Consider the following 21,509-nt stretch of genomic DNA (forward strand, 5'->3'; position numbering starts at 1 on the left):
GCGTGATCCACGCCCGGGCCAACGACAGATCCCCACCGGTTGTCGGCCACTATGATCAGCTTCCCCAAACGAGGTTTTTCCTATTGCACCGCTTTGACATGCATGTTGGCGACGTACTGATCTTCGGCCCAGAAGATGCGGTCAGCGACCATGGCTTCCGGGTTGAGGGTGACGCCGCGCAGCACCCGCGCCTTGAACTTGTGATAACCGGCCCGGTCGATGAGATGGCCCATGTGCAGGTAGATGGGCTTGCCATCCAGCATCTCGGCTTCGAACTCGAACAGGTTCTTGATCACCGCATGCAGCACCTCTTCAGTGACCCAGTTGAGAAACAGCTTGCCGGTACGGGGGGTCTTCTTGCTGGTGCGTCCCCCCAGCTTGACCATGTAGAGCTGCTTGGGATCCCGCTGCCAGGCGAGGGTCGGGCAGGCCAGCACGCACTCGCCACAACCGATGCACTTGCTCTCCTCCTTGACCGCCTTGCCATGTTTGATGGCGAGGCAATCCACCGCGTGGTGGCTGCACGCCTTGACGCAGGCGCCGCAGCCAATGCAGCGCTCGGCATTGAAGTGGATTTTGGCGATGCCGAGGATGCCAAAGTCGGCCATGTTGGCCTTGGCGCAGTCGTTGGGGCAGCCGGCGATCACCATCTTGAGGTGATAGGGGTTGGGGTAGAGGTGCTTCTCCATCCGCTGGGCCAGCCCGGTGCAGTCGATATTGCCCTTCTGGCAGATGGTGTTGCCCTGACAGGCGACGATGTTGCGCCCGCCGATGGTCTGGTAACCGGCACGGGTGTCATTCACCTCGATACCGCAGGTCTCCACCTCGATCTCTTTGATGAAGGGCTCGAGGGCGGCGTTGACCTTGTCCATGTCCTGATACTTGATGCCGGGCATCGCCAGCTTCTGGCGGGTGGTGAGGTGGATCAGGCCGTTGCCGTACTGTTCGGCGATCTGCTGGGCCACTGCCAGCAGGTGGGCGGGCATGATACCGCCGGGAATGCGTACGCTGATCATCGCTTCGCCGCGCACCTTGGAGAGGCGGTATTCGTTCTTGGCGCGGGCCTTGATGATGTCGATATCGAGACTCATGGTGTTCTCCCTCAGTCGATCAGATGCTGGGCCTGGTCAAAACGAAAGACCGGTCCATCCACGCAGATATAGGTGTCGCCCATCCGGCAGTGGCCACACTTGCCGACGGCGCAGGCCATGCGGCGTTCGTAGTCGACCCAGATGCGATCCTTGGGGATGCCGCGCTCAAGCAGAGCGAGCACCACGAAACGGATCATGATGGGGGGGCCGACCACGATGGCCTGGATATCCTCCTTGTCAGCGAGATCCAGCTGATCGATGTAGTCGGTGACCCGGCCGATGCGAAACTGCTCGCTCTCCTCACCCTCATCCAGGGTGACGATGAGATTCTGGCGCTCGGCCCAGAGCGGCATCTCGTGGCGATAGAGCACCGCCTGCTCGTTCTTGAAGCCGAGGATCATGTCGAGGGATTTCACCTGTTCCGGGTGTTTGCTAAAGCGGCGCAGCAACCCCTTGACCGGCGCAACGCCGGTACCGCCTGCCACCACGATGAGGTGCTGGTCGCGATAGGCCTCCAGCGGGTAGCCGTTGCCATGGACGCCGCGCATCCACACCTGGTCGCCCACATCGAGGCCAAACAGCGCGTCGGTGACCTTGCCGACCTTGCGGATCAGCAGATCCACATAGCCATCGCCATAGTCGGAGACCGAGATGGGCGCTTCGCCGACGGTGGGCAGGGAGATCTCCACAAACTGGCCGTAGTGGACATCAAAGTCGCGGGAGACCCGAAAGTTCCACTCAAGCTCGGTGTGACGCTCGATGGCCAGAATCGTGTAGGCCTTGGGCAGCAGGCGGTTTTCGACCACTTCCTGCTGCTCTGCTGTTGCGGTTGGTTGGCACTGGCACATATCAGTTCGCCCCCTGAACGTTGTCGGCTGCGATGGTCTGTTCGACCACATCGGTCATCTTGTTGATGATGTTGCTAAAGGAGATGTAGTGCGGGCAGCGATCGTCGCAGCGGCCGCAGCCGACGCACATGTGCTCCTCTCCCTGACGGGCCTTGTAGTCGTTGACTTTGTGCAGGGCGCGATAACGCAGGCGTTCTCCATGCTTGGCACGAAAACCGTGGCCACCGGCCATGTCGCTGAAGCCATCCACCATGCAGCTGGCCCACTGGCGACGGCGCTCACCCTGCTTGGGGTTCTCCGCATAGGTGAGGTCGTGCACGCTGTAGCAGCTGCAGGTCGGGCAGGAGGTGGTGCAGCGGCCGCAGCCGATGCAGCGGCTGTCGTACTCGGCCCAGACTGGATGAGCGGTGAGGATCTGGCGAATGCGCCGGGGGTCGTCACAGACGCTGTCCGGGGTACGCACCTTGACCGGGTTGCTCTGGACAAACTCCGGGGTGAAGTCGTCTTGCTCACCCAGCTCGGCAAAGTAGCCGAGCAGTTCGGGATCTTTGACCTCGATGCGGGCTCCCTCATCGCTCAGACGAATGGCGGCGGCGTAGTCCCGGGTCTCATTGCTGCCCATGGCGACGCAGAAGCAGTTCTCGAAGCTCTCGCGGCACTCCAGCAGTACCAGCTTGAGCTTGCTGCGCAGCCGGGCGTAGTAGACGTCGCTGTTCTGGCCGTTCTTGAGATAGACCTGATCCAGCCGGCGCAGGGCGTGGATATCACAGCTGCGCAAGAACAGCAGGGTGGGTTTGGCCTCCACCTTTGATTCGCGCAGCTCCAGATTGTCGAAGTGGAACAGGGTCTGGGTGATGGGGAGCACCACCTCTTTCGGGGAGAAGTGGGACTTATCCTGCCACACCAGCTCGGCCGGATGGCGGATGCTGTGGTAGGTGACGTTGTCGGTGTCGGAGAAGCGGCCGCCCCGATATTCGGCCGCGGGCGCCATGATCCGGTAATCGGGCAACAGCCGCTCGAACAGCTGCGCCAGCGCGGGATGGGTGAGAAGAAACGACATAAATAAACACCTTGTATGAGGGTGAGATGCCCTGGCATAGGGATGAGGAGAGGGCCGATCAGAGTGTCTGGCACCTGTGCTGGCCGCGCTTGCCTCGCCACGGTCTGTTTTTATGACTCATGTTGCTCAACGGACCCGATTGTTGTTGTGGGCGGCGCGTGCGTCGCGGCAGGTCGGGTCATGCCTGTAAAACCCTTGTCAATTGAGCAGGGCGGCCTGATAGCCGGCGCACTTGCCCATCACGTAACCGAGTTCCAGCTTGTCGGGATCACGGGTAAAGCGGGAGACCGGGAAGTAGTCTGCCGGCGCGATCACCTCTATCTGGCAGTCCGCCGGCGGATGGGCGATGAAATCGAGCGCCTCGTTGTAGCTGCGATCCCGCTGTTCCAGCGCCTGCGCCAGGGCGGGGCGGGTCTTGAGCAGGGTGCGGATCATCCAGGGGAAGGGCATCGGCTTGAGCCGATAGCCGAGCGGCTCGGAGAGGATCACCGTCAGCTGACGGGCGCCGCGCCGGTAGGCCTCGATCACCGGAATGGAGTCGGCCACCCCGCCATCGGTCATCGGCACCCCGTGCACCTCGGGATATTCGCGAGAGGCGAGGGGGATGGCACAGCTGGCGGGCAGCACTTCATTCATGTTCTCCGGTTTGACCCGGATGTACTCCGCCTTGCCAGTCAGGGTGTTGGTCACCACCGCGTAGAAGGGAATGCCGCTTTGCCGGTAGCTGTGTACGTCCAGCGGGTACTTGCGACAGCTGGTGTGCCATAGCCAGTGGATATCCACCAGATTGCCCCCCTTGGCGAAGCGCAGCGGATCCATGAACTCCTGGCGGCAGGCCAGCTCGGTCAGAATGTCGTGGCTGCGACCATGCTGGCTGGCGAGATAGGCCAGCAGGTTGGTGGCGCCCGCCGAGACGCCGATGGCAAAGTCGAAAGGGTGGTAATCGTGCTCGATGAAGGCATCCAGTACGCCGCTGGCGAAGATGCCGCGCATGGCGCCGCCTTCGACGACCAATGCGTGGGGAGAGATGGTTCTGTTCATATGGGGGCCTCATCGCTGAGCCGGCAGTGCCGAGTCGTGTCGAAAATGCCAGCGCGGGGCTGACGAGCGGAGTGGGGCCATTCTAGGCAGGGGATTTTGTTCGGTATATCTGTAAATTTTGAATCAGTCGTTTTGTTTTCATAAACAAAAGGGGGTGCTTGACTGCTTGTGAAGCAGGCCAGGAAGGGACTAGTATGGGGACGTTTTTATCCTCAGCCCCGGGAGCGGGGCCCCATCATCGCTGTCAGGGAGTACGCAATTCATGGCTCTGCTCAAACCGCCGGGGCTCAAGCCCGGCGATACCATCGGCTTTTTTTCTCCCTCCAGTGCGGCTACCGCCTGGGCGCCAAACCGCTTTGCCCGTGCCGGGGCGTTTCTGGAGGGGCAGGGCTTCAGACTCAAGGCGGGCAGCCTCACCGGCCAGCAGGATCACTGGCGATCCGGCTCCATCGCCGCCCGGGCTGACGAGCTCAATGCCCTGATTCGCGATCCAGCGGTGCGCTGCATCATGTCGGTGATTGGCGGCAACAACTCCAATTCCCTGCTGCCCTACCTTGATTTTGATGCGCTCAAGCGCGATCCCAAGATAGTCATCGGCTACTCCGACGTGACGGCCCTGCTGCTCGGCATTCATGCCCGCACTGGCCTCGTCACCTTCTACGGACCGGCGCTGGTGGCCTCTTTCGGCGAGCTCTCGCCGCTGGTGGACGAGACGCTGGCGGGCTTTCGCCAGATCTGTCAGGCCGGTGGTGGCGCCGTGCCCCACACCTTGCCGACCCCGGCGCAATGGACCGAGGAGCGGCTTGACTGGGAGAACCAGACCCGGGCCAAGCAGTGCCAACCAAACCGACTGATCTCGGTGGGCACCGGTCGGGTGCGGGGCCGGCTTATCGGCGGCAACCTCAATACGATGGCGGGGATCTGGGGTTCCCCCTATATGCCGGCCATCGAGCAAGGGGACATTCTACTGCTGGAGGACAGCCTCCATTTGGCGGCGACGGTGGAGCGCTCGTTTGCCCACCTCAAGCTGTGCGGGGTGTTTGATCGCATCGGTGCCCTGGTGCTCGGCAAACACGAGCTGTTCGACAGTCAGGGCAGCGGGCGGCGGCCGCTCGATATCCTGCTGGAGGTAGTAGGGGAGCCGACCTTCCCCATTCTGGCGGAGTATGACTGTGCCCACACCCACCCCATGCTGACCCTGCCCCTTGGCATCGAGGCGATGCTGGATCTCGATGCCCAGCGTCTCACCCTGTGCGAGCCCTGGCTCGGCGAGTGAGCCCGCTTTGGCTGCCATCGCTGCATCGGCAAATAGACAAAGAGGTCGCCTGGGCGACCTCTTTGTCATCTGTCCCGCGATAGCGGGGCTCAGGGCAGGGCGTCGGGCCGGAAGCTGGCGCGGATCTGCGGCACCAGGGGGGCGACATCGAATCCCTTCTCTTCTCCCAGCACCGGGTGGAGCAGGGCCAGATCCGGTATGGGGGTCATGTCGCCCGCCAGCAGCTGGCGAGTGGCCTGACCCATCTGATAGAGCTGGCGCACCGGGGCAAACTGGGTCGCCAGATTGAGGGAGTCATCGGCGCGGGCAAAGGCCATCATGGGGATCTGGTAGCTGGCATCGCGGGGCGGCTTGTCGCCGTGAATGCCCTTGCCGGCGGACATCAGGAACGGCTGGTGATCGCCAAAAGCCACCACCAGGTAGCGTTTGCCTGAGCGATCCAGGCTGGTGAGCAGATGCTCCAGCGAGGCCATGGCATCCACCACGCCGGTGTAGTAGGTGTTGAGCAGTTGGCGATCGGCGTCGCTCTGGTCCGGGCAGGCCTTGTCGAGCTGCTGGGCCTGGTAGCGATCCCCGTCGAAGGGGCCGTGCCCCTGCATGGTGACCGCGTAGGCAAACAGCGGCTGCTCATCCTGCTCGCTGCGTTTGAGCAGGTGGTCGATCAACGCATCATCAGAGATATAGAGCCCCTTGTGTTCGAGCGTGGTGAAGCGGGTGTCGAACCAGCGCTCTTCATAGCCAAGGGCCGGGATCGCCTTGGCACGGCCCCAGAATTTCTCCACATAGGGGTGGGCAAACAGGGTCTGGTAGCCACTTTGCTTCGCACTTTGCGCCAGGCCCGGCACCTGCTCCGACAGGTAGTAGTAGGGCACCACCCCCTGTTTGAGCAGCCCCACCGGCAGGCCGGTGTTCATCTCGAACTCCGCCAGTACCGTCATGCCGCCGGTGGTGGGGGAGTGGATGGTCTTGTGCCACTGCTGCACGCTGGCCGGCAGGCTCAGGGTGGGGGGCGGCGCGCAGATTTTGCCCTGCCAGCCGAGCCAGAGGGATTCATATTGCAGCACGATCACCAGATCGAAGCGGGGCGGCTGGCTCAGGCTGACGTGGCTGAGCTGAGGGGTGAACTCGTTGATCTGCAAGGGATAGCGAAACACGCTGCCACTTTGCAGCATCTCGTCCACCAGGTTGAACAGATAGAGGCCGGGCCCCGAACGGATGATGTCTCTGTGGTAGTTGACCGCTCTGTCCACGTAGCGAATGTTGGGCCCCAGCAGCTTGTTGCCGGTCTGGGTGGCGAACACGCACAGCGCAAAGAAGGCGGCGGTGGCGGCCAGGGTGCGCAGGATCCAGCGCGACAGGGCGAAGCGCCAGCACAAGAAGAGGGCGAGTGCGCCGCCCAGCAGCGGCAGCACCGGGTGCTGCTCCAGCAGGATGCGCAGCAGCGCCACCAGGTTGCCGAGATCGTCTCCCCCGAGCGGTACCCCGTAGATGGCGATCTTCATGAAATTCGCCAGCAGCCCGATGCCGGACAGCGCCGTGAACACCAGCCCCATGTAGAGGTTGAAGCCCGCCAGCGCGCAGAGGCTCCAGCCTAGTACCATGCTGCCCCAGGCGAGGTAGTAGTGCTCCGGGCGAAAGCCTGACCAGAGCAGAAATTCCCCCAGCTTGAACACCACGAAGCCGTGCAGCAGCACGAAGGTGAGGTTGCCGAGCAGCAGGCTGCCGGCGATGCGCCAGCGCAGATTGCGCCTGAGGGTGGGCAGCACCACCTTCAGCACGGCGGCGCTCAGGGCCAGTACCAGCAGCAGGCTGGTGCAGAGATAGGTGAGGTTGAAACCCCGCTCCGGCAGGGTCTGCAGGATCTGGCTGAATTCACCGCTCTCGGGCCTCTCCTTGAGCAGCAGGCCGATCCGCAGCTGATAGCGGCTGGCCAGGGCGTCGTCGGGGGCCCGCAGGGTGCTGTTGAGATCCAGGGTGCAGCGTCCCTTGCGGCACAGCTGGCGCTTGTCCACCGGCTGGCTCAGCTGATCGATGCGCTCGCCCCTCTCATTGAGCAGCTCCACCCTGACCTTGTCACCCTCCTGCAGCGGCCCGCGCAACTGCCACTGGCTGCGCACCACCAGATAGAGGCCGCGGCTGTCGCTCTTGTAGAGCAGGGCGTGACGGGTGAGGGTGGCGATGGGGTTGTCCGCCGGCCCCAGTACCAGCGGCTGGGCCCGGCCGAGCCAGCTGGCGGGGTTGATCTGCGGTAGCAACAGGGTCAGCAGCAGCAGCGCGGCCAGCATGGCGAGCAGCACGGAGGGCAGAGCGGGCACCCTAGCTGACAAGCGCGCTGAAGTGGGGGCTTTCATATGGGCTCATCCTTTGAGCGAGTGATGATGAAACATGGCTGCTGCATTTAATTTGACCCGATGGTGATGGGCTTGTTCCTTGTTGTCAATTTAATGACCGAACAATGAACATTGCGTGACCGTGAAACCATGCAAACTGTGATCCCGATCCGGGGGCCGCACTCATTCTGTGATGAAAGCGTCATCATGGCGCTTTGCCACTGGCCTGCCTCTGCCTTGCTGCTTAGTCTCTCAATATGGATGGAGGTACATGTATGAATCCCAAAGTAGCGGCACGTCAGGCAAGATTGCTCCGCATGCTGGAGAGCAAACAGGAGATCCGGATCGGGCGCGAGCAGGACTGTCCCTTGTCCGTGGCCAAGCTGGTGCGACTCAAGGAGGATCATCCGGCGGTGCTCAAGGTCTATCGTCACGGCCTCACCGCCGAGGTGTTCCACCTCAAGGTGGAGGGACATCACTGGTGCCTGAAGCGGCGCCGGCACGACTCCCTGGTGGCCAACGTGGACGGCAGAACCGCTTTCCTGACCGAGCTGGAGCGCCGCCGCGAGATAGAGGCCCTGCGGGAGTTGCACCCCACCATCCTGGCCAACGTGGTCTGTACCTGTTTTGGCTCGGCCCGCGCCGGCGTGCTGGTCTCTCCCTGGCTGCGGGGCGTGCCGGTGCATGAACTGAACGAGCGCAACCTGGCGCAGATGCTGGCGGTGCAGGCGGAGCTGGCCCATTGGGGCTGGTTCGACTGGGATCCGAGCCCCGGCAACCTGCTCGACGACGGCCAGCAGATCAGCGTGTTCGACTTTGGCTACATGTGGCCCTTTGACCCCCGCCATGAATTCAACTCCAACGGCCTCACCGATCCCGCATTTCACGTACCGGAGCGGCTGGAGACCCGCACCCTCTCGGGCCTGTGGCTTGACGAGCCGGATCCGCTGCCGCAGTTTCGTTACTGGCGCGGCCTGTGTATCAATTGGGCGCAGCGGGAGCTGCAACACCTGACCCGGGAGGGGGCGAGCGCACCGGTGCTGGCCCGCTTGCAGAGCCTGCTGGGGGAGTGGCGTTCGGCGCTGGCCAGCGAGGAAGCGCTGGCTGCCAACTGGTGGCGCGACATGTATCGCAGCCACCGGCTCGACATTGCCGACGATCTCAGCGGCAAGAGCTGCGGCCCGCTCACTCTGCGCCGGCTCGACTGGTTGCAGCAGGCGGTGACCGAACACTTCGCCGAGCTGGTGGACAACCTGGGCCCCGACGAGGCGGGCTTAAGTCAGGTGGCGCTGCTGAGCCGGCTGGAAGGGCTGCGCGAGGAGATCCGGGCCAACCTGCTGCCGGTACCGACCCTGGTGGGCTAGGGAGAACCGCACTTAGATTCCATCTGCGTATCACCTTATATAAAAAGAGGGGCCAGCCGGCCCCTCTTTTTTATTTCCATGCGGTGTCAGTACATCAGTCGAGCAGCTCCTGGTGGAGGCGGTTGACGATATGGCCCGCCTCGTCCTCCTTGACCAGGAAGCAGAGGTTGTGGGCGCTGGCGCCGTAACAGATCATGCGGATGTTGTGCTCGCGAATGGCGTCAAAGACCTGACTGCCCACCCCGGCTGCTTCGCTCATCCGGTTGCCGATCAGCGCCACCAGCGCCAGCCCCGTCTCCACCTGCACCTTGCACAGCTGGCCAAGCTCCGCCAGCACCTTGTCGCCGAGGATGGGCTCACCGTTGCTCTGGCTGCCGGTGTGATCCAGGGTGAGCGACACGCTCACCTCCGAGGTGGTGATGAGATCCACCGAGATGCGGTGGCGGGCCAGGATGCCGAACACCTCGGCCAGAAAACCGTAGGCGTGGAACATGTTGAGGCTGTGCAGGGTGACCAGCACCTGGTTGCGGCGCAGGGCCACGGCGCGAAACAGTGGATTGGTGCGAGTGCTGGCGCGGATCCAGGTGCCGCCGGCGGCCGGATCCTTGCTGGAGCCGACAAACACCGGGATGTCCTGGCGCACCGCCGGCTGCAAGGTGGCCGGGTGCAGCACCTTGGCGCCGAAGGTGGCCATCTCGGCCGCCTCCACGAAGCTGATTTCGGGGATGGGGCGGGCGCGGGTGACCAGGCGCGGATCCGTGGTGTAGATGCCGGGCACGTCGGTCCAGATCTCGATGGTTCCGGCGTCGAGCGCCTCGGCCAACAGGGCCGCGCTGTAATCAGAGCCGCCCCGGCCGAGGGTGGTGGTGCGCCCATCGCCGTCGGCACCGATAAAGCCCTGGGTGATGATGAGGCTGTCGCCAAGCAGGGGGCCCAGCGCGGCCTGGCAGAGGGCGCGGGTGGCGGCCAGATCCACGCTGGCCTTGCCAAAGCGGCTGTCGGTGCGCAGCAGCTGGCGCGCATCCTGCCAGCAGGCTTTCACGCCGCGCTGGCGCAGCAGTTCGGTAAAGAGGCGGGTGGACATCAGCTCGCCGCAGGCGATGAGCCTGTCGGCCAGCTCGGCATCGGTGTGCAGATGGGCCTGGCGTGCCATGGTGCGGATCTCGCCGAGCTGGCCGTGGATGAGGTCACTCAGATCGCCTGAGTCGCCCAGCTCCGTCAGAATGGCCTGCTGGATCTCGGTGAGCCTGGCCAGTTGCGCCTCCTGGCCCGCCTCGTCCAGATCGCCCTGAGCCAGTGCCACCAGCAGATTGGTGACACCGGCGCTGGCACTCAGCACCACCACCCGGGTGGCCGGGTTGGCCAGCACCACATCGGCGCAGTTGTTCATGGCTGCCGCGTTGGCGACGCTGGTTCCGCCAAACTTGGCGACATTGATCGGGCTCATTGCTTACTCCTGTCTTAATATGAAAATCCGGATCCATCGGGCAAAAAGAGAGGAGGAGGCTGAAAATGGCAGGAATGATCGAAGCTATCCCGGCCAGAAGCACTCCACCCGCAGAGCCCATCCCGTACCCGCCCCTGACGGGGCGCGGTGGGGGATGACCACTACCGATGACAACCCGGGGGATTCAGCCCCCGCAGCCGACACTGAGGTATCCAGTTGCCTCAGATGTCTCGGCGCTGCTCCCCCTGACCCAAGTTCACCGGACACTGGTGTCCTCCCTCGGGCTGCCTGGGCAGCGCTCCTCTTCTGGCTCCACCAGGGCGGTGGAGTGCATTTAGAAATACCTTGCGTTGGATTGCACTGTCAATCGAGTTTGTGAAAAAGTTAAAAAAGTCAGTCAAGCCAACGCAAAATCAATTACTTATACGATTGTCTTTGACAAAACCTTGGAGCGACGCTGCCAGTTGTAGAGGCGCTGGCGCGCCACCGGCAGATCTTCCACCTCCAGCGGATCAAAGCCCCGTTCCCGGAACCAGTGGATGGAGCGGGTGGTGAGCACGAACAGGCGGCGGATGCCGAGCCGTTTGGCCCGCTCAGCCACCTTGGTCACCAGCTGATCCCCCCGGTTGGAGTTGCGGTAATCGGGGTGGATGGCGACGCAGGCCATCTCCGCCATCGCCTCTTCCATGAAGCAGTAGAGCGCCGCGCAGCCGATGATGAGGCCGTCGCGCTCTATGATGGTGAACTTGTCGATCTCCATCTCCAGCTGCTCGCGGGAGCGGCGCACCAGAATACCTTCCTCCTCCAGCGGGCGGATGAGATCCAGGATGCCACCGATGTCCTCGATAGTGGCGGCGCGCGCCTGCTCGGCGCTTTCCCGCACGATCTGGGTGCCGAGACCGTCGCGGCTGAACAGTTCCTGCAGCATGGCGCCGTCATCCTGATAGCTCACCAGGTGGGAGCGGGGTACGCCGCCGCGGCAGGAGGCGATGGCCGCACGCAGATAGCGGGCGGTGCCGGACATCTCTTCCCCCGCCTGCTCCAGCTCCACCAGCAGCTCTTCGGCCTGTTCGGGGAAGAGCTCGGAGATGGCTTCGCCGTGGCGGTCCATCACCCCCTGGGTGCTGCTGAAGCAGATGAGTTTGTCCGCTTTCAGATCCACAGCCACCCGGCGGGCTACCTCTTCCGAGCTCAGGTTGAAGCTCTCGCCGGTGACCGAGCAGCCGATGGGGGAGATGAGCACCAGGCTCTTCTGATCCAGCTGGCGGGTGATCCCCTCCACGTCGATGCGGCGTACCCGGCCGCTGTGGCAAAAATCGATGCCGTCATCCACCCCGAGCGGCTGGGCGGTGACGAAGTTGCCGCTCACCACGCTGATGCGGGCACCCTGCATTGGTGTGTTCGCGAGCCCCATGGAGAGCTGGGCGGTGATGTCGTACTGCAAGCCGCCGCACACCTGCTTGATGATGGCGAAGCTCTCGTCATCGGTGACCCGGATCCGCTTGTGGTACTGGGCCTCAATGCCGGCACGGGCCAGCGCCTCGTCGTTCTGCGGACGGGAGCCGAATACCAGCACCAGGCGAATACCCAAGGTCTGCAGCAGGGCGATATCGCTGACGATGTTGGCGAAATTGGGGTGGCAGAGGGCTTCCCCCCCCATCATCAGCACGAAGGTGGCGCCTCTGTGCACATTGACGTAGGGGGTAGACTGCCGAAAGGCATAGACCAGGCTGGGTTCGCGTTCACGCACTTGAGGCTTCTTCCATAAAAAAACAGCAACGGGCTCAATATATGAAAATAAATTCACAAATCAAGATTAAATATTGATTTTGCGCGATTTTGTCATCGGCACGGCCAGGCGGTTCGAACAGCGGCGACACCAGGCAGGGCAGGGGGTCAGCGGTGTGAGGGTACGCCTCAGGTTGATCCCGGCCCATAAACTGTTATCTTCGATATTCCTTTTCGTCAGCTGTGCTATCGCACAGGTTTTTATACAAGGACAGGGTGCATGGAACAGATTATTTCGCCGGCAGACGCGCTGCCGGGACGCCGCGAGGCGATGGTGATTGGCCAGCAGCATGCGGTCAATGGTCACCCGACTCAGGGACCCTGGCCTGAAGGGATGGCGGTGGCCTGGTTTGGCATGGGCTGTTTCTGGGGTGTGGAGCGCCTGTTCTGGCAACAGCCCGGGGTTTACTCCACCGCAGCCGGCTATCAGGGCGGGGTGACCCAGAATCCCACCTACAAGGAGGTGTGCAGCGGGCTGACCGGCCATGCCGAGACGGTGCAGGTGGTGTTTGATCCCAAGGTGATCAGCTACGGCGATCTGCTCAAGCTGTTCTGGGAGCAGCACGATCCGGCCCAGGGCATGCGCCAGGGCGGTGACATCGGTACCCAGTACCGCTCCGTCATCTTCTTCGGGGATGACACCCAGGAGGCAATTGCCCAGCAGAGTCTGGCCGCCTACCAGCAGGCGATGACGGCCAGCGGTGACGGGCGCACCATCACCACCCGCATTCTGCCGCTGGCGCCCTTCTATTACGCCGAGGATTACCATCAGCAATATCTGGAGAAGAATCCGGACGGGTATTGCGGCCTGGGTGGCATCGGCGTCTGCCTGCCACCGAGCCTCAACCGCTAGGTGAAGATGACGGGTATCTGTTACTTGTCATTGATTGTAAAAAGAAAAAGGCCGCGTTTGCGGCCTTTTTATCGGGTTTTGTCAGGAGAGTGAAAAAAATCATAAAAAAATGTGTCATGGGCGGGAACTAAATTGAACCCGCTTTGCCTAACCTAGTAGCCACCATGGATGGCGGCTAAGACCAGACACATTTCTTGCCTCGAAAATTCATAAAAGTCATTGAAAAGCTTGATGAGTTGAAATGATAGCAAGCAGGGCTGCCCGTTGAAGGCGGCCCTTTTCATGTTTGCGGTGCGGACAAATTTGCGAGGGAGTGGCGAACTTGGCGTTCGCCATTGTGATCAGCTGATGGCGCCGTCAAACAGGTTCTTGATGAGGTCGATGAACTCTTCGAGGAAGGCTTTCTGCTCCGGGGTCGGGGCGCGCAGCCAGACGGCGGAGAGCACCTCTTCCAGATCGGCCACCACCGCATCGGCTTCCTGCATGATCACGAAGCGCAACTTGGGATCGAGCTGCGGATTCTGCTCGCAGATGGCCATCAGGTTGCTGGCCACCCGGCCGCTCACCAGATCTTCGATGGTCTGTTCACCACTGCTCTGTTGCTGGGTTTCAAACAGTCCCAGACTCTCCACCAGATACTCAATCAGGGCGATATAGCCTTCGCTTTCTACAACCATGGCGGCCTCAATCCTCAACAATACGAAAAAACTGTGCGTATTTTAGTGGCTGGACCTAGCTTGGCAAGCGGCAGTGCAGGCGATAACGGATAAAACCGACCCCGCCGCGCTCCACGCTCTCCAATCCGGTCAGCTCAAAGCCATACCGTAAAAATAGCCCATAGCTGAAGGCGCTGGCTTCCGTTGTCAGCTGTGTGAGGCCGAACCGTTTTGCCTCGGCGAGGGCCGCAGCCAGCAGCAGGCCGCCATAGCCCCGGCGCGGGTGATCGGCGCTCACATAGAGCAGGCTGAGGTGGCCATCCTGGCTCAGGGTGACGAAACCGAGTGGCTCGCCGCCTTGCTCCAGCACCCAGCCGTGGTGCTCGCGCAGCTGGCCGGCAAAGCCGGGATGATGGGCGCCGAGGGCCCACTGCTCCACCTGCTCCGGGCTGTAGTGCTGCGGGCCAATCCTTCGCACCGACTGCTCGAACAGGGCGCAAAGGGCGGGGATGTGTTGCTCGTTCAGCTGGACGAGTCTGGGCTCTGCCGCCATGGCGGGGCTCATCGCTGCGGCGCCTGCGGACGCTTGGCCTTGGGCAGACCGGCCACCACCCGCTCGTAGGAGTGATGCACCCAGCCCTGCCAGAGATCGTCGGCCAGGCCGTCGCTGAAGGTGACCGTGTTCCAGTGTTGCTTGTTCATGTGCCAGCCCGGTTTGACCTCGGGGTGGAGTTCGCGCAGCAGCAGGGCCAGCTCGGGTTCGCACTTGAGGTTCAGGCGCAGCGGCTCGGCCTGCCAGTCCAGCAGGGCAAACATCTTGCCGGCGATGCGATAGACCAGGATCTCTGGGCCGAAGGGGGTATCCTCCTGAGCGCCCGGCAGGGTCAGCAGAAAGGATCTCAAACGGGTCAACTCCATGGTCATGCTCCTCGCCGCTTGCGGTGCAAACGTATTAGTCGGGTGAAAAAATCTGCTAAGATGCGCGCCTACTATACCCCAATGCCGTTGATGAGGGAGTCGCAAGATGTTGTATCACAAGACCTTCGAGCTGGGTCCCGAGCGGGATTGGGTAGTCTTCGTGCACGGGGCGGGCGGCAGCTCCTCCATCTGGTTCAAGCAGTTGCGCGCCTATCGCGAACATTTCAACGTGCTGCTGCTGGATCTGCGCGGCCACGGCCAGTCCCACAAGCTGCAGCAGGTGATCAAGGGTCACTACAGCTTTCGGGCGGTGACCGAGGATATCCTGCAACTGCTCGATCACCTCAATATTCGCCGCGCCCACTTCGTCGGCATCTCCCTTGGCACCATCCTCATTCGCCATCTGGCGGAGCTCTGTCCCGAGCGGGTCAAGAGCATGGTGTTGGGCGGCGCCATTTTGCGGCTCGACATCCGCTCGCGGGTGCTGGTGCAGCTCGGCCGCCTCGGCCAGCACATCCTGCCTTACATGTGGCTCTACCGGCTGTTTGCCTTCATCATCATGCCGCGCCAGCACCATCAGGAGTCGCGCAACCTGTTCGTGCGCGAGGCGCGCAAATTGTGCCAAAAAGAGTTCAAGCGCTGGTTTCGCCTCGCCACCGAGGTGAATCCCCTGATGCGTTACTTCAAGGAACGGGCCCTGCCCATTCCGACCCTCTATGTGATGGGGGAGGAAGATCACATGTTCCTGGCGCCGGTGCGCGAGCAGGTGGCGCGCGATCCCTACAGCCGGCTCGAGATCATCGACGGCTGCGGCCACGTCTGCAACGTGGAGCGGCCCGAGCACTTCAACCGCCAGTCGCTGGCCTTTCTCACCGCCCAGCCCGGCTGAATTAGCTCCAGCCGCCGCTTTGATGCGGCCCTGGTGGCTTGAGCCTGCGAGGTCATGTCAGGTGTTGGCCGCCAATCACCGGGTGCTAGTCCACTACTACCCGGCCGGCTGAGCCCTTGGTTACCCTGTGACTCCCATCACCAAGGAGTCCCTATGACCAAACTCGTCCACACCATGATCCGGGTTCGTGACCTGGACAGATCCGTGCGTTTCTACCGCGAGGCCCTCGAGCTGGCGGTGCGGGATCACTTCCCCTTCGACGGTTTTTCCCTCACCTACCTTGCCAATGACCAGAGTGGTTTCGAACTCGAATTGACGCACAACCAGGGTCAGGCCGAGCCTTACAGCCATGGCAACGGCTATGGCCATCTGGCGGTGACGGTGGCAGACATCGAGGCGGCGCATCAGCGCCTGACGGCACTGGGTCTGGCCCCTGCGTCGGTCAAGGCGATGCACCATGAGGGCACCCTGCTGGCCCGGCTGTTCTTTTTGACCGACCCCGACGGTTACCAGATCGAGTTCATCGAGCGGGCCGGCCGCTTCGCCTGAGCTTGAAGCGTGGAATTGGAAGGGGCCGCAGCCCGGTGCTGCGGCCCTTTTTTCATAAGGAAGGAAAAGGCTCCTCAGGCGGCGACGTCCGGCTCCTGTCTTGCTTCCAGATGAACCAGGCAGGAGCAGCGCAGCAGGGAGGCAAAGTTGCTCATCTCCATGCCGTTGCCGAGCGCCTCCTGATAGAGCTCGGAGAGAAACAGCCCCATGGAGCGCCCCTGGGCCTGGCAGAGCTGCTCCAGGATGGTCCAGAACTTGTTTTCCAGCCGGATGCTGGTGCTGTGGCCGCAGATCCGCACCGAGCGGGTGGTGCAGGCGTAGTGAGTGGGATCCTGGCCGGAGAAGACTGTGCACATGGGCTTGTCCTGAGCGGTAAAGGGGAGGGCCATGGTAGGCAACTCTGCCGTCCGGGTCAAAAAAGCCCCCCGTCAGCCAAAATAGTGGGCGATGTCGAGGTAGCGCTGGCGGATGTGCTCGATCAGCAGCCGGATCTTGCGCGGCGGCTGGCGGGTAAAGGGGTAGACGGCGTAGATGCCGAGCTTCTTGCCTACCTGATCGGGGAAGAGATCCACCAGCTCGCCGTTCATCAGATCGTGATAGACCAGGCAGCGCGGCACATAGACGATGCCGCGCCCCCCCAGCGCCGCCTTGCGCAGAGCGCCGGCGTTGTCGGTGCAAAAGCTGCCCGACACCGACAGCAGATAGTTGCCCTCTTCCCCCTTGAAGGCCCACTCCGAGGCCCCCGTGCTCTGGTAGGCGTAGCGCAGGCAGTTGTGGGTGAGCAAGTCTGACGGCTCGCGCGGCGCCCCGAAGCGGCGCACATAGGCGGGGGCGGCGCAGATCACCCACTGGGAGTCGAGGATGTGGCGGGCAATCAGGCTGGAGTCATCCAGATAGCCGGTGCGAATGACCAGGTCGAACCCCTCTTCCACCAGATTGACGAAGCGGTTGTCCAGCGACATCTCCACCGTGAGCCCAGGGTGTTGCTGGCAAAAATCGGCTACCGCGTCGGCCAGCAGCAGCTCGCCGGAGATGGTGGGTACCGACATCCGCACATGGCCGCTCACCTTTTCACCAAAACCCGCCACCGCGTCGAAGGCGTCCAGTGCGGCGGCCTTCACATTTTTGGCACCCTGATAGAGCTCCTTGCCCGCCTCGCTCAGGGTGAGCCGGCGGGTAGTGCGATAGAGCAGCTGCACCCCGAGTTCTTCCTCCAGGCGCCCGATCCGTTTACTAACTACCGAATTTGTCAGGGAGTTTTGTTCAGCCACCTTGCTGAAGGAGCCGGCCTCCACCACCTGGGCGAAGAGGATGAGGTCGTCAGTACTGGCCATATTGATCAACTTTTGGAACGAATGTTGTTCATTATTTCCATATATCGCGAAAAAGGAACAGGGTAAGGTCACGTCCGCTTAACAAAACAACAACAAGGTGCGCCTCTGCACCGCTCGGACAAGGACGCAATGATGACAGACACCCTGCTGGCCCTGGTGGCCTTCTCGCCGATCCTGGTGGCCGCCGTGCTGCTGGTCGGCCTCAACTGGCCCGCCAAGCGCGCCATGCCCGTCGCCTTTTTGTTGACCGTGTTCATCGCCCTGTGGGGCTGGCAGATGAGCCCGACCCGGGTCTTTGCCTCCACCCTGCAGGGGCTGGTGATCACGGTGACCGTGCTCTGGATCGTGTTCGGCGCCATCCTGATGCTCAACACCCTGAAACACACCGGCGCCATCAGCGCCATTCGCGGCGGCTTTACCAACATCTCGCCGGACCGGCGCATCCAGGCCATCATCATCGCCTGGTGCTTCGGCGCCTTTATCGAAGGGGCCTCCGGTTTTGGCACCCCGGCCGCCATCACCGCGCCGCTGCTGGTGGCCATCGGCTTTCCGGCGCTGGCCGCGGTGCTGCTCGGCATGATGATCCAGTCCACCCCGGTGTCGTTCGGCGCGGTGGGCACCCCCATTTTGGTGGGGATCAACAAGGGGCTCGACAGCCAGTCCATCGGCCAGACCCTGAGCGCCGGGGGCAGCAGCTGGGAGGTCTACCTACAGCAGGTGACCACCAATGTGGCCCTGATTCACGCCGTGGTCGGCACCCTGATGCCGGTGCTGATGGTGATGATGCTCACCCGCTTTTTCGGCCGCCATCGCAGCTGGACCGAGGGGCTCGCCATCCTGCCCTTTGCGATTTTTGCCGGGCTCGCCTTCACCGTGCCCTATGCCCTGACCGGCATGCTGCTGGGCCCCGAGTTCCCGTCCCTCATCGGCGGCCTGGTGGGGCTGGCCCTGGTGGTGACGGCGGCGCGAGCCGGTTTTCTGGTGCCAAAAACCAGCTGGGATTTTGCCCCCGAGCAGGAGTGGCCCGCCGAGTGGCTGGGCTCCCTCAAGCTCGATCTCAAAGAGGCCGCCGCCTGTCCCATGTCCTTGTTGCTGGCCTGGCTCCCCTATGTGGCGCTGGCCCTCTTGCTGGTGGCCAGCCGGGTGAGCCCGGAGTTCAAGGCCAGCCTCCTGTCGGTGAGCCTCGCCTTCACCGACCTCCTGGGGGAGAAGGGGGTCAGCGCCTCCATTGAGCCGCTCTACCTGCCGGGGGGCCTGCTGGTGCTCTGCTCCCTGCTCGCCACCTTGCTGCAATCGCGCTCCCTCGCTCCCTTCGGGCGGGCGCTGGGGGAGTCCAGCCGCACCCTGATCGGCGCCGGCTTCGTGCTGATCTTCACCGTGCCCATGGTGCGCATCTTCATCAACTCCGGCGTCAACGGGGCGGATCTCGCCAGCATGCCGGTGACCACCGCGAATTTTGCCGCCGGGCTGGTGGGGGAGTTCTTCCCGGCGCTCAGCGCCACTATCGGCGCGCTGGGGGCCTTTATCGCCGGCTCCAACACGGTGTCGAACATGATGTTCAGCCAGTTCCAGTTTGAAGTGGCGCAGACCCTGGGGGTCTCCACCGCCGCCATGCTGGCGCTGCAGGCGGTGGGTGCGGCCGCCGGCAACATGATTGCCATTCACAACGTGGTGGCGGCGTCGGCCACCGTGGGGCTGCTCGGTCGTGAGGGGGCGACGCTGCGCAAGACGGCGCTGCCGACCCTCTACTACCTGCTGGCCACCGGCCTTATCGGGCTGGCGCTCATGTACAGCTTCCACATCTCGGACGTCCTGCTGCAGTTGAAGTAAAGGAGAGCAAGTGATGAAGGTAATTCGGGTCTATCCGGCCAAGCCGGCCGATGTCTATCTCTACGCCACCTGTCTGGTGGACCTGTTCGACCCGGTAGCGGGGCTCGATGCCATCGCCCTGCTCGAGCGGGAAGGGATAAGGGTGCACTTTGTCGAGAAACAGACCTGCTGCGGGCAGCCGGCCTACACCTCGGGCCATGAAGAGGAGGCGCGCCAGGTGGCGCAAAGCCAGATGGCGCTCTTCCCCGAGCCCTGGCCGGTGGTAGTGCTGTCGGGCTCCTGCGGCGGCATGATGCACCATCACTATGCGCGCCTCTTTCCAGAGAGCTCCGAGGTGGCGGCGTTTTGCGAGCGGGTGTTCGAGCTCACCGAGTTCCTGGCCCAGGTCTGCCGGGTGCGCTGGCACGGGGTGGGGAGGGCAAGCATCGTCATGCACACCTCCTGCTCGGCCCGGCGCGAGATGCAGGTGCACAGCCGGGCCCGTGCCCTGCTGGGCCAGCTCGATGGGGTCACCTTGCATGAGCAGGCCTACGAGAGCGAGTGCTGCGGCTTTGGCGGCACCTTCTCGGTGCGCCATCCCCACATCAGCCAGGCCATGGTGGAGGACAAGACCCGCCACCTGCTGGCCACCGGCGCCGACACCCTGGTGAGCGCTGACTGGGGGTGCCTCTTGAACATCAAGGGGTCCCTGGCCTATCAGGGCAAGACACTGCCCGCCATGCACCTGGCCAGCTTCCTGCTCGCCCACAGCGAGCCGGTGGCGCAGTGCTTACAAGAGCCAAAACAGGAGGCCCATCATGAGTGAGCACGCCAAGTATTCGCCGCGCCGCTTCCATCCCCAGGCCGAGGCGGCCCTGGCCGACCCCGTGCTGCGCCAGAACTTTCGCGGCGCCATGGATTACCTGCGCGCCAAGCGCCGCGACGCCTTCGCCGATCCCGCCGAAGAAGCGGCGGTGCGCAATGCGGCGGAGCAGATCCGCCAGCGTTGCCTCTCGCGCCTGCCCGATCTTTTGGTGCAGCTCGAAACCAACTGCGAGCGCAACGGCATCCGGGTGCACTGGGCCCAGACGCCGGCGGAGGCCAACGCCATCATCCTTCGCATCGCCCAGCAACATGGGGTGAGCAGCATCGTCAAGGGCAAGTCCATGGTGAGCGAGGAGGTGGGCTTCAACCACGAGATGGCGCGCCACGGCATCCGCTGCCTTGAGAGCGACATGGGGGAGTTTATCGTCCAGCTCGACGGCGACACCCCGTCCCACATCATCATGCCCGCCATCCACAAGAACAAGCAGGAGGTGAGCGACACCTTCGCCGGCAACCTGGCGGATTTCACCCCCACCACCGACGTGGACGAGCTGATCCAGACCGGGCGGCGGGCCTTGCGCGAAGAGTTTCGCCGCGCCGGCATGGGGCTCTCCGGCGTCAATTTCGCGGTGGCCGAAACCGGCAGCCTCTGTCTGGTGGAGAACGAGGGCAACGGGCGCATGTGCACCACGGTGCCGAAAGTCCATGTGGCCATCACCGGCATCGAGAAGGTGGTGGAGTTTTTATCCGACGTGCCACCCCTTTACAGCGCCCTGACCCGCTCGGCCACCGGCCAGGCCATCACCACCTACTTCAACGTCATCAGCGGCCCGCGCCGGGCAGGGGAGCTGGACGGCCCGGACGAGGTGCACCTGGTGCTGCTCGACAACGGCCGCAGCCAGGCTTATCGGGACGAGGAGCTGCGCAAGACCCTGCAGTGCATCCGCTGCGGCGCCTGTATGAACCACTGCCCGGTCTACACCCGCATCGGCGGCCACGCCTATGGCACCATCTACCCGGGCCCCATCGGCAAAATCATCTCCCCCCACCTGCTGGGGCTGGAAAGCACGAGCGATCTGGTGACTGCCTCGAGCCTGTGCGGTGCCTGCGGCGAGGTGTGCCCGGTGCGCATTCCCATTCCCGACCTGTTGCAGCGCCTGCGCCGAGAGGCCAAACACGACGCACAGCCCGGCCACGAACCGTTGGCGGGGCAGGGGGCGGCCAAGAGTCGGCTCGAGACCCTTGCCATGCAGGGCTTTGCTTTCGCCGCCACTCACCCGCGCCTCTATCACGCCGCGACCGGTGTCGCCGGTCGCCTACGGGGGCTGATGCCAAAGCATCTGGGCTCCTGGACCCAGTGCCGCGAAGCCCCCAAACCCGCCCCCCAGAGCCTGCACGCCCTGCTGCGCCAGAAGAAGAAGGAGTCCTGAG

20 protein-coding genes and 1 riboswitch are annotated in these 21,509 nt (G+C 63.2%); of the genes, 8 read left to right on the plus strand and 12 right to left on the minus strand.

All coding sequences use genetic code 11. The annotated features are described in order from the left end of the window. Positions 1 to 80: 80 nt before the first annotated feature. The 4 genes from asrC to PG899_RS12795 form a co-directional block, all read right to left on the minus strand. Positions 81 to 1,091 (minus strand): sulfite reductase subunit C, encoded by a 1,011-nt coding sequence (asrC, locus tag PG899_RS12780; RefSeq protein ID WP_190284147.1) that lies wholly within the window; start codon positions 1,089 to 1,091, stop codon positions 81 to 83. Between the two features lie 11 nt (positions 1,092 to 1,102). Next, positions 1,103 to 1,939, minus strand: a complete 837-nt coding sequence (gene asrB / locus PG899_RS12785; protein ID WP_190284148.1) for an anaerobic sulfite reductase subunit AsrB — start codon at positions 1,937 to 1,939, stop codon at positions 1,103 to 1,105. 1 nt (position 1,940) lies between these two features. Next, positions 1,941 to 2,999 carry an anaerobic sulfite reductase subunit AsrA gene (asrA, locus tag PG899_RS12790; protein WP_190284149.1) on the minus strand — a complete coding sequence of 353 codons (1,059 nt, stop codon included), beginning with the start codon at positions 2,997 to 2,999 and terminating at the stop codon, positions 1,941 to 1,943. Between the two features lie 198 nt (positions 3,000 to 3,197). After that, on the minus strand, positions 3,198 to 4,040 hold the full coding sequence (locus PG899_RS12795; RefSeq protein WP_011706394.1) for a patatin-like phospholipase family protein: 843 nt from the start codon (positions 4,038 to 4,040) through the stop codon (positions 3,198 to 3,200). Between the two features lie 262 nt (positions 4,041 to 4,302). Between PG899_RS12795 and PG899_RS12800 the strand changes: the two genes are divergently transcribed. Further along, on the plus strand, positions 4,303 to 5,316 hold the full coding sequence (locus tag PG899_RS12800; RefSeq protein ID WP_190284150.1) for a S66 family peptidase: 1,014 nt from the start codon (positions 4,303 to 4,305) through the stop codon (positions 5,314 to 5,316). A gap of 89 nt (positions 5,317 to 5,405) precedes the next feature. Here PG899_RS12800 and PG899_RS12805 read toward each other — a convergent pair whose 3' ends face one another. Next, entirely contained in the window at positions 5,406 to 7,667 is a 2,262-nt protein-coding gene (locus PG899_RS12805; protein ID WP_085734861.1) for an LTA synthase family protein, read from the minus strand. A gap of 254 nt (positions 7,668 to 7,921) precedes the next feature. On the opposite strand from PG899_RS12805, the gene PG899_RS12810 reads away from it, so the two are divergent. Further along, positions 7,922 to 9,010 carry a hypothetical protein gene (locus PG899_RS12810; protein ID WP_011706391.1) on the plus strand — a complete coding sequence of 363 codons (1,089 nt, stop codon included), beginning with the start codon at positions 7,922 to 7,924 and terminating at the stop codon, positions 9,008 to 9,010. 94 nt (positions 9,011 to 9,104) lie between these two features. Here PG899_RS12810 and lysC read toward each other — a convergent pair whose 3' ends face one another. Together lysC and argA are read right to left on the minus strand one after the other, a co-directional pair. After that, positions 9,105 to 10,457: a lysine-sensitive aspartokinase 3 gene (lysC, locus tag PG899_RS12815; protein WP_039213472.1), complete on the minus strand. Its 1,353-nt coding sequence runs from the start codon at positions 10,455 to 10,457 to the stop codon at positions 9,105 to 9,107. Positions 10,458 to 10,546: 89 nt separating this feature from the next. Further along, positions 10,547 to 10,771: riboswitch (Lysine riboswitch) on the minus strand. 107 nt (positions 10,772 to 10,878) lie between these two features. Next, on the minus strand, positions 10,879 to 12,207 hold the full coding sequence (gene argA / locus PG899_RS12820; RefSeq protein ID WP_190284151.1) for an amino-acid N-acetyltransferase: 1,329 nt from the start codon (positions 12,205 to 12,207) through the stop codon (positions 10,879 to 10,881). 258 nt (positions 12,208 to 12,465) lie between these two features. Here argA and msrA point away from each other — a divergent pair, with 258 nt between their 5' ends. Next, a complete protein-coding gene (gene msrA, locus PG899_RS12825; RefSeq protein ID WP_024944924.1) occupies positions 12,466 to 13,098 on the plus strand; it encodes a peptide-methionine (S)-S-oxide reductase MsrA in 633 nt (210 codons plus the stop codon). Positions 13,099 to 13,439: 341 nt separating this feature from the next. Here msrA and PG899_RS12830 read toward each other — a convergent pair whose 3' ends face one another. The 3 genes from PG899_RS12830 to PG899_RS12840 are packed head-to-tail and all read right to left on the minus strand — an operon-like array spanning position 13,440 to position 14,672. Continuing rightward, the gene (locus tag PG899_RS12830; RefSeq protein ID WP_024944925.1) at positions 13,440 to 13,775 is read right to left on the minus strand and encodes a DUF3802 family protein; all 336 of its coding nucleotides are present in this window, start codon (positions 13,773 to 13,775) and stop codon (positions 13,440 to 13,442) included. A gap of 55 nt (positions 13,776 to 13,830) precedes the next feature. Next, the gene (locus tag PG899_RS12835; RefSeq protein WP_102988554.1) at positions 13,831 to 14,319 is read right to left on the minus strand and encodes a GNAT family N-acetyltransferase; all 489 of its coding nucleotides are present in this window, start codon (positions 14,317 to 14,319) and stop codon (positions 13,831 to 13,833) included. Next, positions 14,316 to 14,672, minus strand: a complete 357-nt coding sequence (locus tag PG899_RS12840; protein WP_016351046.1) for an MmcQ/YjbR family DNA-binding protein — start codon at positions 14,670 to 14,672, stop codon at positions 14,316 to 14,318. Before PG899_RS12840 ends, PG899_RS12835 begins: the two co-directional genes overlap by 4 nt. Positions 14,673 to 14,778: 106 nt before the next feature. On the opposite strand from PG899_RS12840, the gene PG899_RS12845 reads away from it, so the two are divergent. Continuing rightward, positions 14,779 to 15,561: an alpha/beta fold hydrolase gene (locus tag PG899_RS12845; protein WP_005302068.1), complete on the plus strand. Its 783-nt coding sequence runs from the start codon at positions 14,779 to 14,781 to the stop codon at positions 15,559 to 15,561. 153 nt (positions 15,562 to 15,714) lie between these two features. Then, positions 15,715 to 16,110 carry a VOC family protein gene (locus PG899_RS12850; protein ID WP_190284152.1) on the plus strand — a complete coding sequence of 132 codons (396 nt, stop codon included), beginning with the start codon at positions 15,715 to 15,717 and terminating at the stop codon, positions 16,108 to 16,110. Positions 16,111 to 16,184: 74 nt separating this feature from the next. Here PG899_RS12850 and PG899_RS12855 read toward each other — a convergent pair whose 3' ends face one another. Together PG899_RS12855 and PG899_RS12860 are read right to left on the minus strand one after the other, a co-directional pair. Then, positions 16,185 to 16,466: a ribbon-helix-helix domain-containing protein gene (locus PG899_RS12855; RefSeq protein WP_039213478.1), complete on the minus strand. Its 282-nt coding sequence runs from the start codon at positions 16,464 to 16,466 to the stop codon at positions 16,185 to 16,187. A gap of 72 nt (positions 16,467 to 16,538) precedes the next feature. Continuing rightward, the gene (locus PG899_RS12860) at positions 16,539 to 17,516 is read right to left on the minus strand and encodes a LysR family transcriptional regulator (protein WP_075384208.1); all 978 of its coding nucleotides are present in this window, start codon (positions 17,514 to 17,516) and stop codon (positions 16,539 to 16,541) included. Between the two features lie 60 nt (positions 17,517 to 17,576). Here PG899_RS12860 and PG899_RS12865 point away from each other — a divergent pair, with 60 nt between their 5' ends. From PG899_RS12865 to PG899_RS12875, 3 genes are read left to right on the plus strand one after another with little or no spacing between them, the layout of a single operon-like run. After that, entirely contained in the window at positions 17,577 to 19,274 is a 1,698-nt protein-coding gene (locus PG899_RS12865; protein ID WP_190284316.1) for an L-lactate permease, read from the plus strand. 13 nt (positions 19,275 to 19,287) lie between these two features. After that, positions 19,288 to 20,079: a (Fe-S)-binding protein gene (locus PG899_RS12870; RefSeq protein WP_190284317.1), complete on the plus strand. Its 792-nt coding sequence runs from the start codon at positions 19,288 to 19,290 to the stop codon at positions 20,077 to 20,079. After that, entirely contained in the window at positions 20,072 to 21,508 is a 1,437-nt protein-coding gene (locus tag PG899_RS12875; RefSeq protein WP_190284154.1) for a LutB/LldF family L-lactate oxidation iron-sulfur protein, read from the plus strand. Before PG899_RS12870 ends, PG899_RS12875 begins: the two co-directional genes overlap by 8 nt. Position 21,509 lies beyond the last annotated feature (1 nt).

Origin of the sequence: Aeromonas sp. QDB39 (assembly GCF_027707585.1) — a bacterium.
Taxonomy (GTDB): Bacteria; Pseudomonadota; Gammaproteobacteria; order Enterobacterales; family Aeromonadaceae; genus Aeromonas; species Aeromonas hydrophila.

Coding starts and splice junctions, on each gene's coding strand:
- lysC (WP_039213472.1), bottom strand. CDS start 10,457: ATGAGCCCGATCAATGTCGCCAAGTTTGGCGGAACCAGCGTCGCCAAC.
- PG899_RS12835 (WP_102988554.1), bottom strand. CDS start 14,319: ATGAGCCCCGCCATGGCGGCAGAGCCCAGACTCGTCCAGCTGAACGAG.
- PG899_RS12800 (WP_190284150.1), top strand. CDS start 4,303: ATGGCTCTGCTCAAACCGCCGGGGCTCAAGCCCGGCGATACCATCGGC.
- PG899_RS12855 (WP_039213478.1), bottom strand. CDS start 16,466: ATGTGCACAGTCTTCTCCGGCCAGGATCCCACTCACTACGCCTGCACC.
- PG899_RS12795 (WP_011706394.1), bottom strand. CDS start 4,040: ATGAACAGAACCATCTCTCCCCACGCATTGGTCGTCGAAGGCGGCGCC.
- PG899_RS12805 (WP_085734861.1), bottom strand. CDS start 7,667: ATGAAAGCCCCCACTTCAGCGCGCTTGTCAGCTAGGGTGCCCGCTCTG.
- PG899_RS12810 (WP_011706391.1), top strand. CDS start 7,922: ATGAATCCCAAAGTAGCGGCACGTCAGGCAAGATTGCTCCGCATGCTG.
- msrA (WP_024944924.1), top strand. CDS start 12,466: ATGGAACAGATTATTTCGCCGGCAGACGCGCTGCCGGGACGCCGCGAG.
- asrC (WP_190284147.1), bottom strand. CDS start 1,091: ATGAGTCTCGATATCGACATCATCAAGGCCCGCGCCAAGAACGAATAC.
- PG899_RS12840 (WP_016351046.1), bottom strand. CDS start 14,672: ATGGAGTTGACCCGTTTGAGATCCTTTCTGCTGACCCTGCCGGGCGCT.
- asrB (WP_190284148.1), bottom strand. CDS start 1,939: ATGTGCCAGTGCCAACCAACCGCAACAGCAGAGCAGCAGGAAGTGGTC.
- PG899_RS12865 (WP_190284316.1), top strand. CDS start 17,577: ATGACAGACACCCTGCTGGCCCTGGTGGCCTTCTCGCCGATCCTGGTG.
- asrA (WP_190284149.1), bottom strand. CDS start 2,999: ATGTCGTTTCTTCTCACCCATCCCGCGCTGGCGCAGCTGTTCGAGCGG.
- PG899_RS12850 (WP_190284152.1), top strand. CDS start 15,715: ATGACCAAACTCGTCCACACCATGATCCGGGTTCGTGACCTGGACAGA.
- PG899_RS12830 (WP_024944925.1), bottom strand. CDS start 13,775: ATGGTTGTAGAAAGCGAAGGCTATATCGCCCTGATTGAGTATCTGGTG.
- PG899_RS12875 (WP_190284154.1), top strand. CDS start 20,072: ATGAGTGAGCACGCCAAGTATTCGCCGCGCCGCTTCCATCCCCAGGCC.
- PG899_RS12870 (WP_190284317.1), top strand. CDS start 19,288: ATGAAGGTAATTCGGGTCTATCCGGCCAAGCCGGCCGATGTCTATCTC.
- PG899_RS12845 (WP_005302068.1), top strand. CDS start 14,779: ATGTTGTATCACAAGACCTTCGAGCTGGGTCCCGAGCGGGATTGGGTA.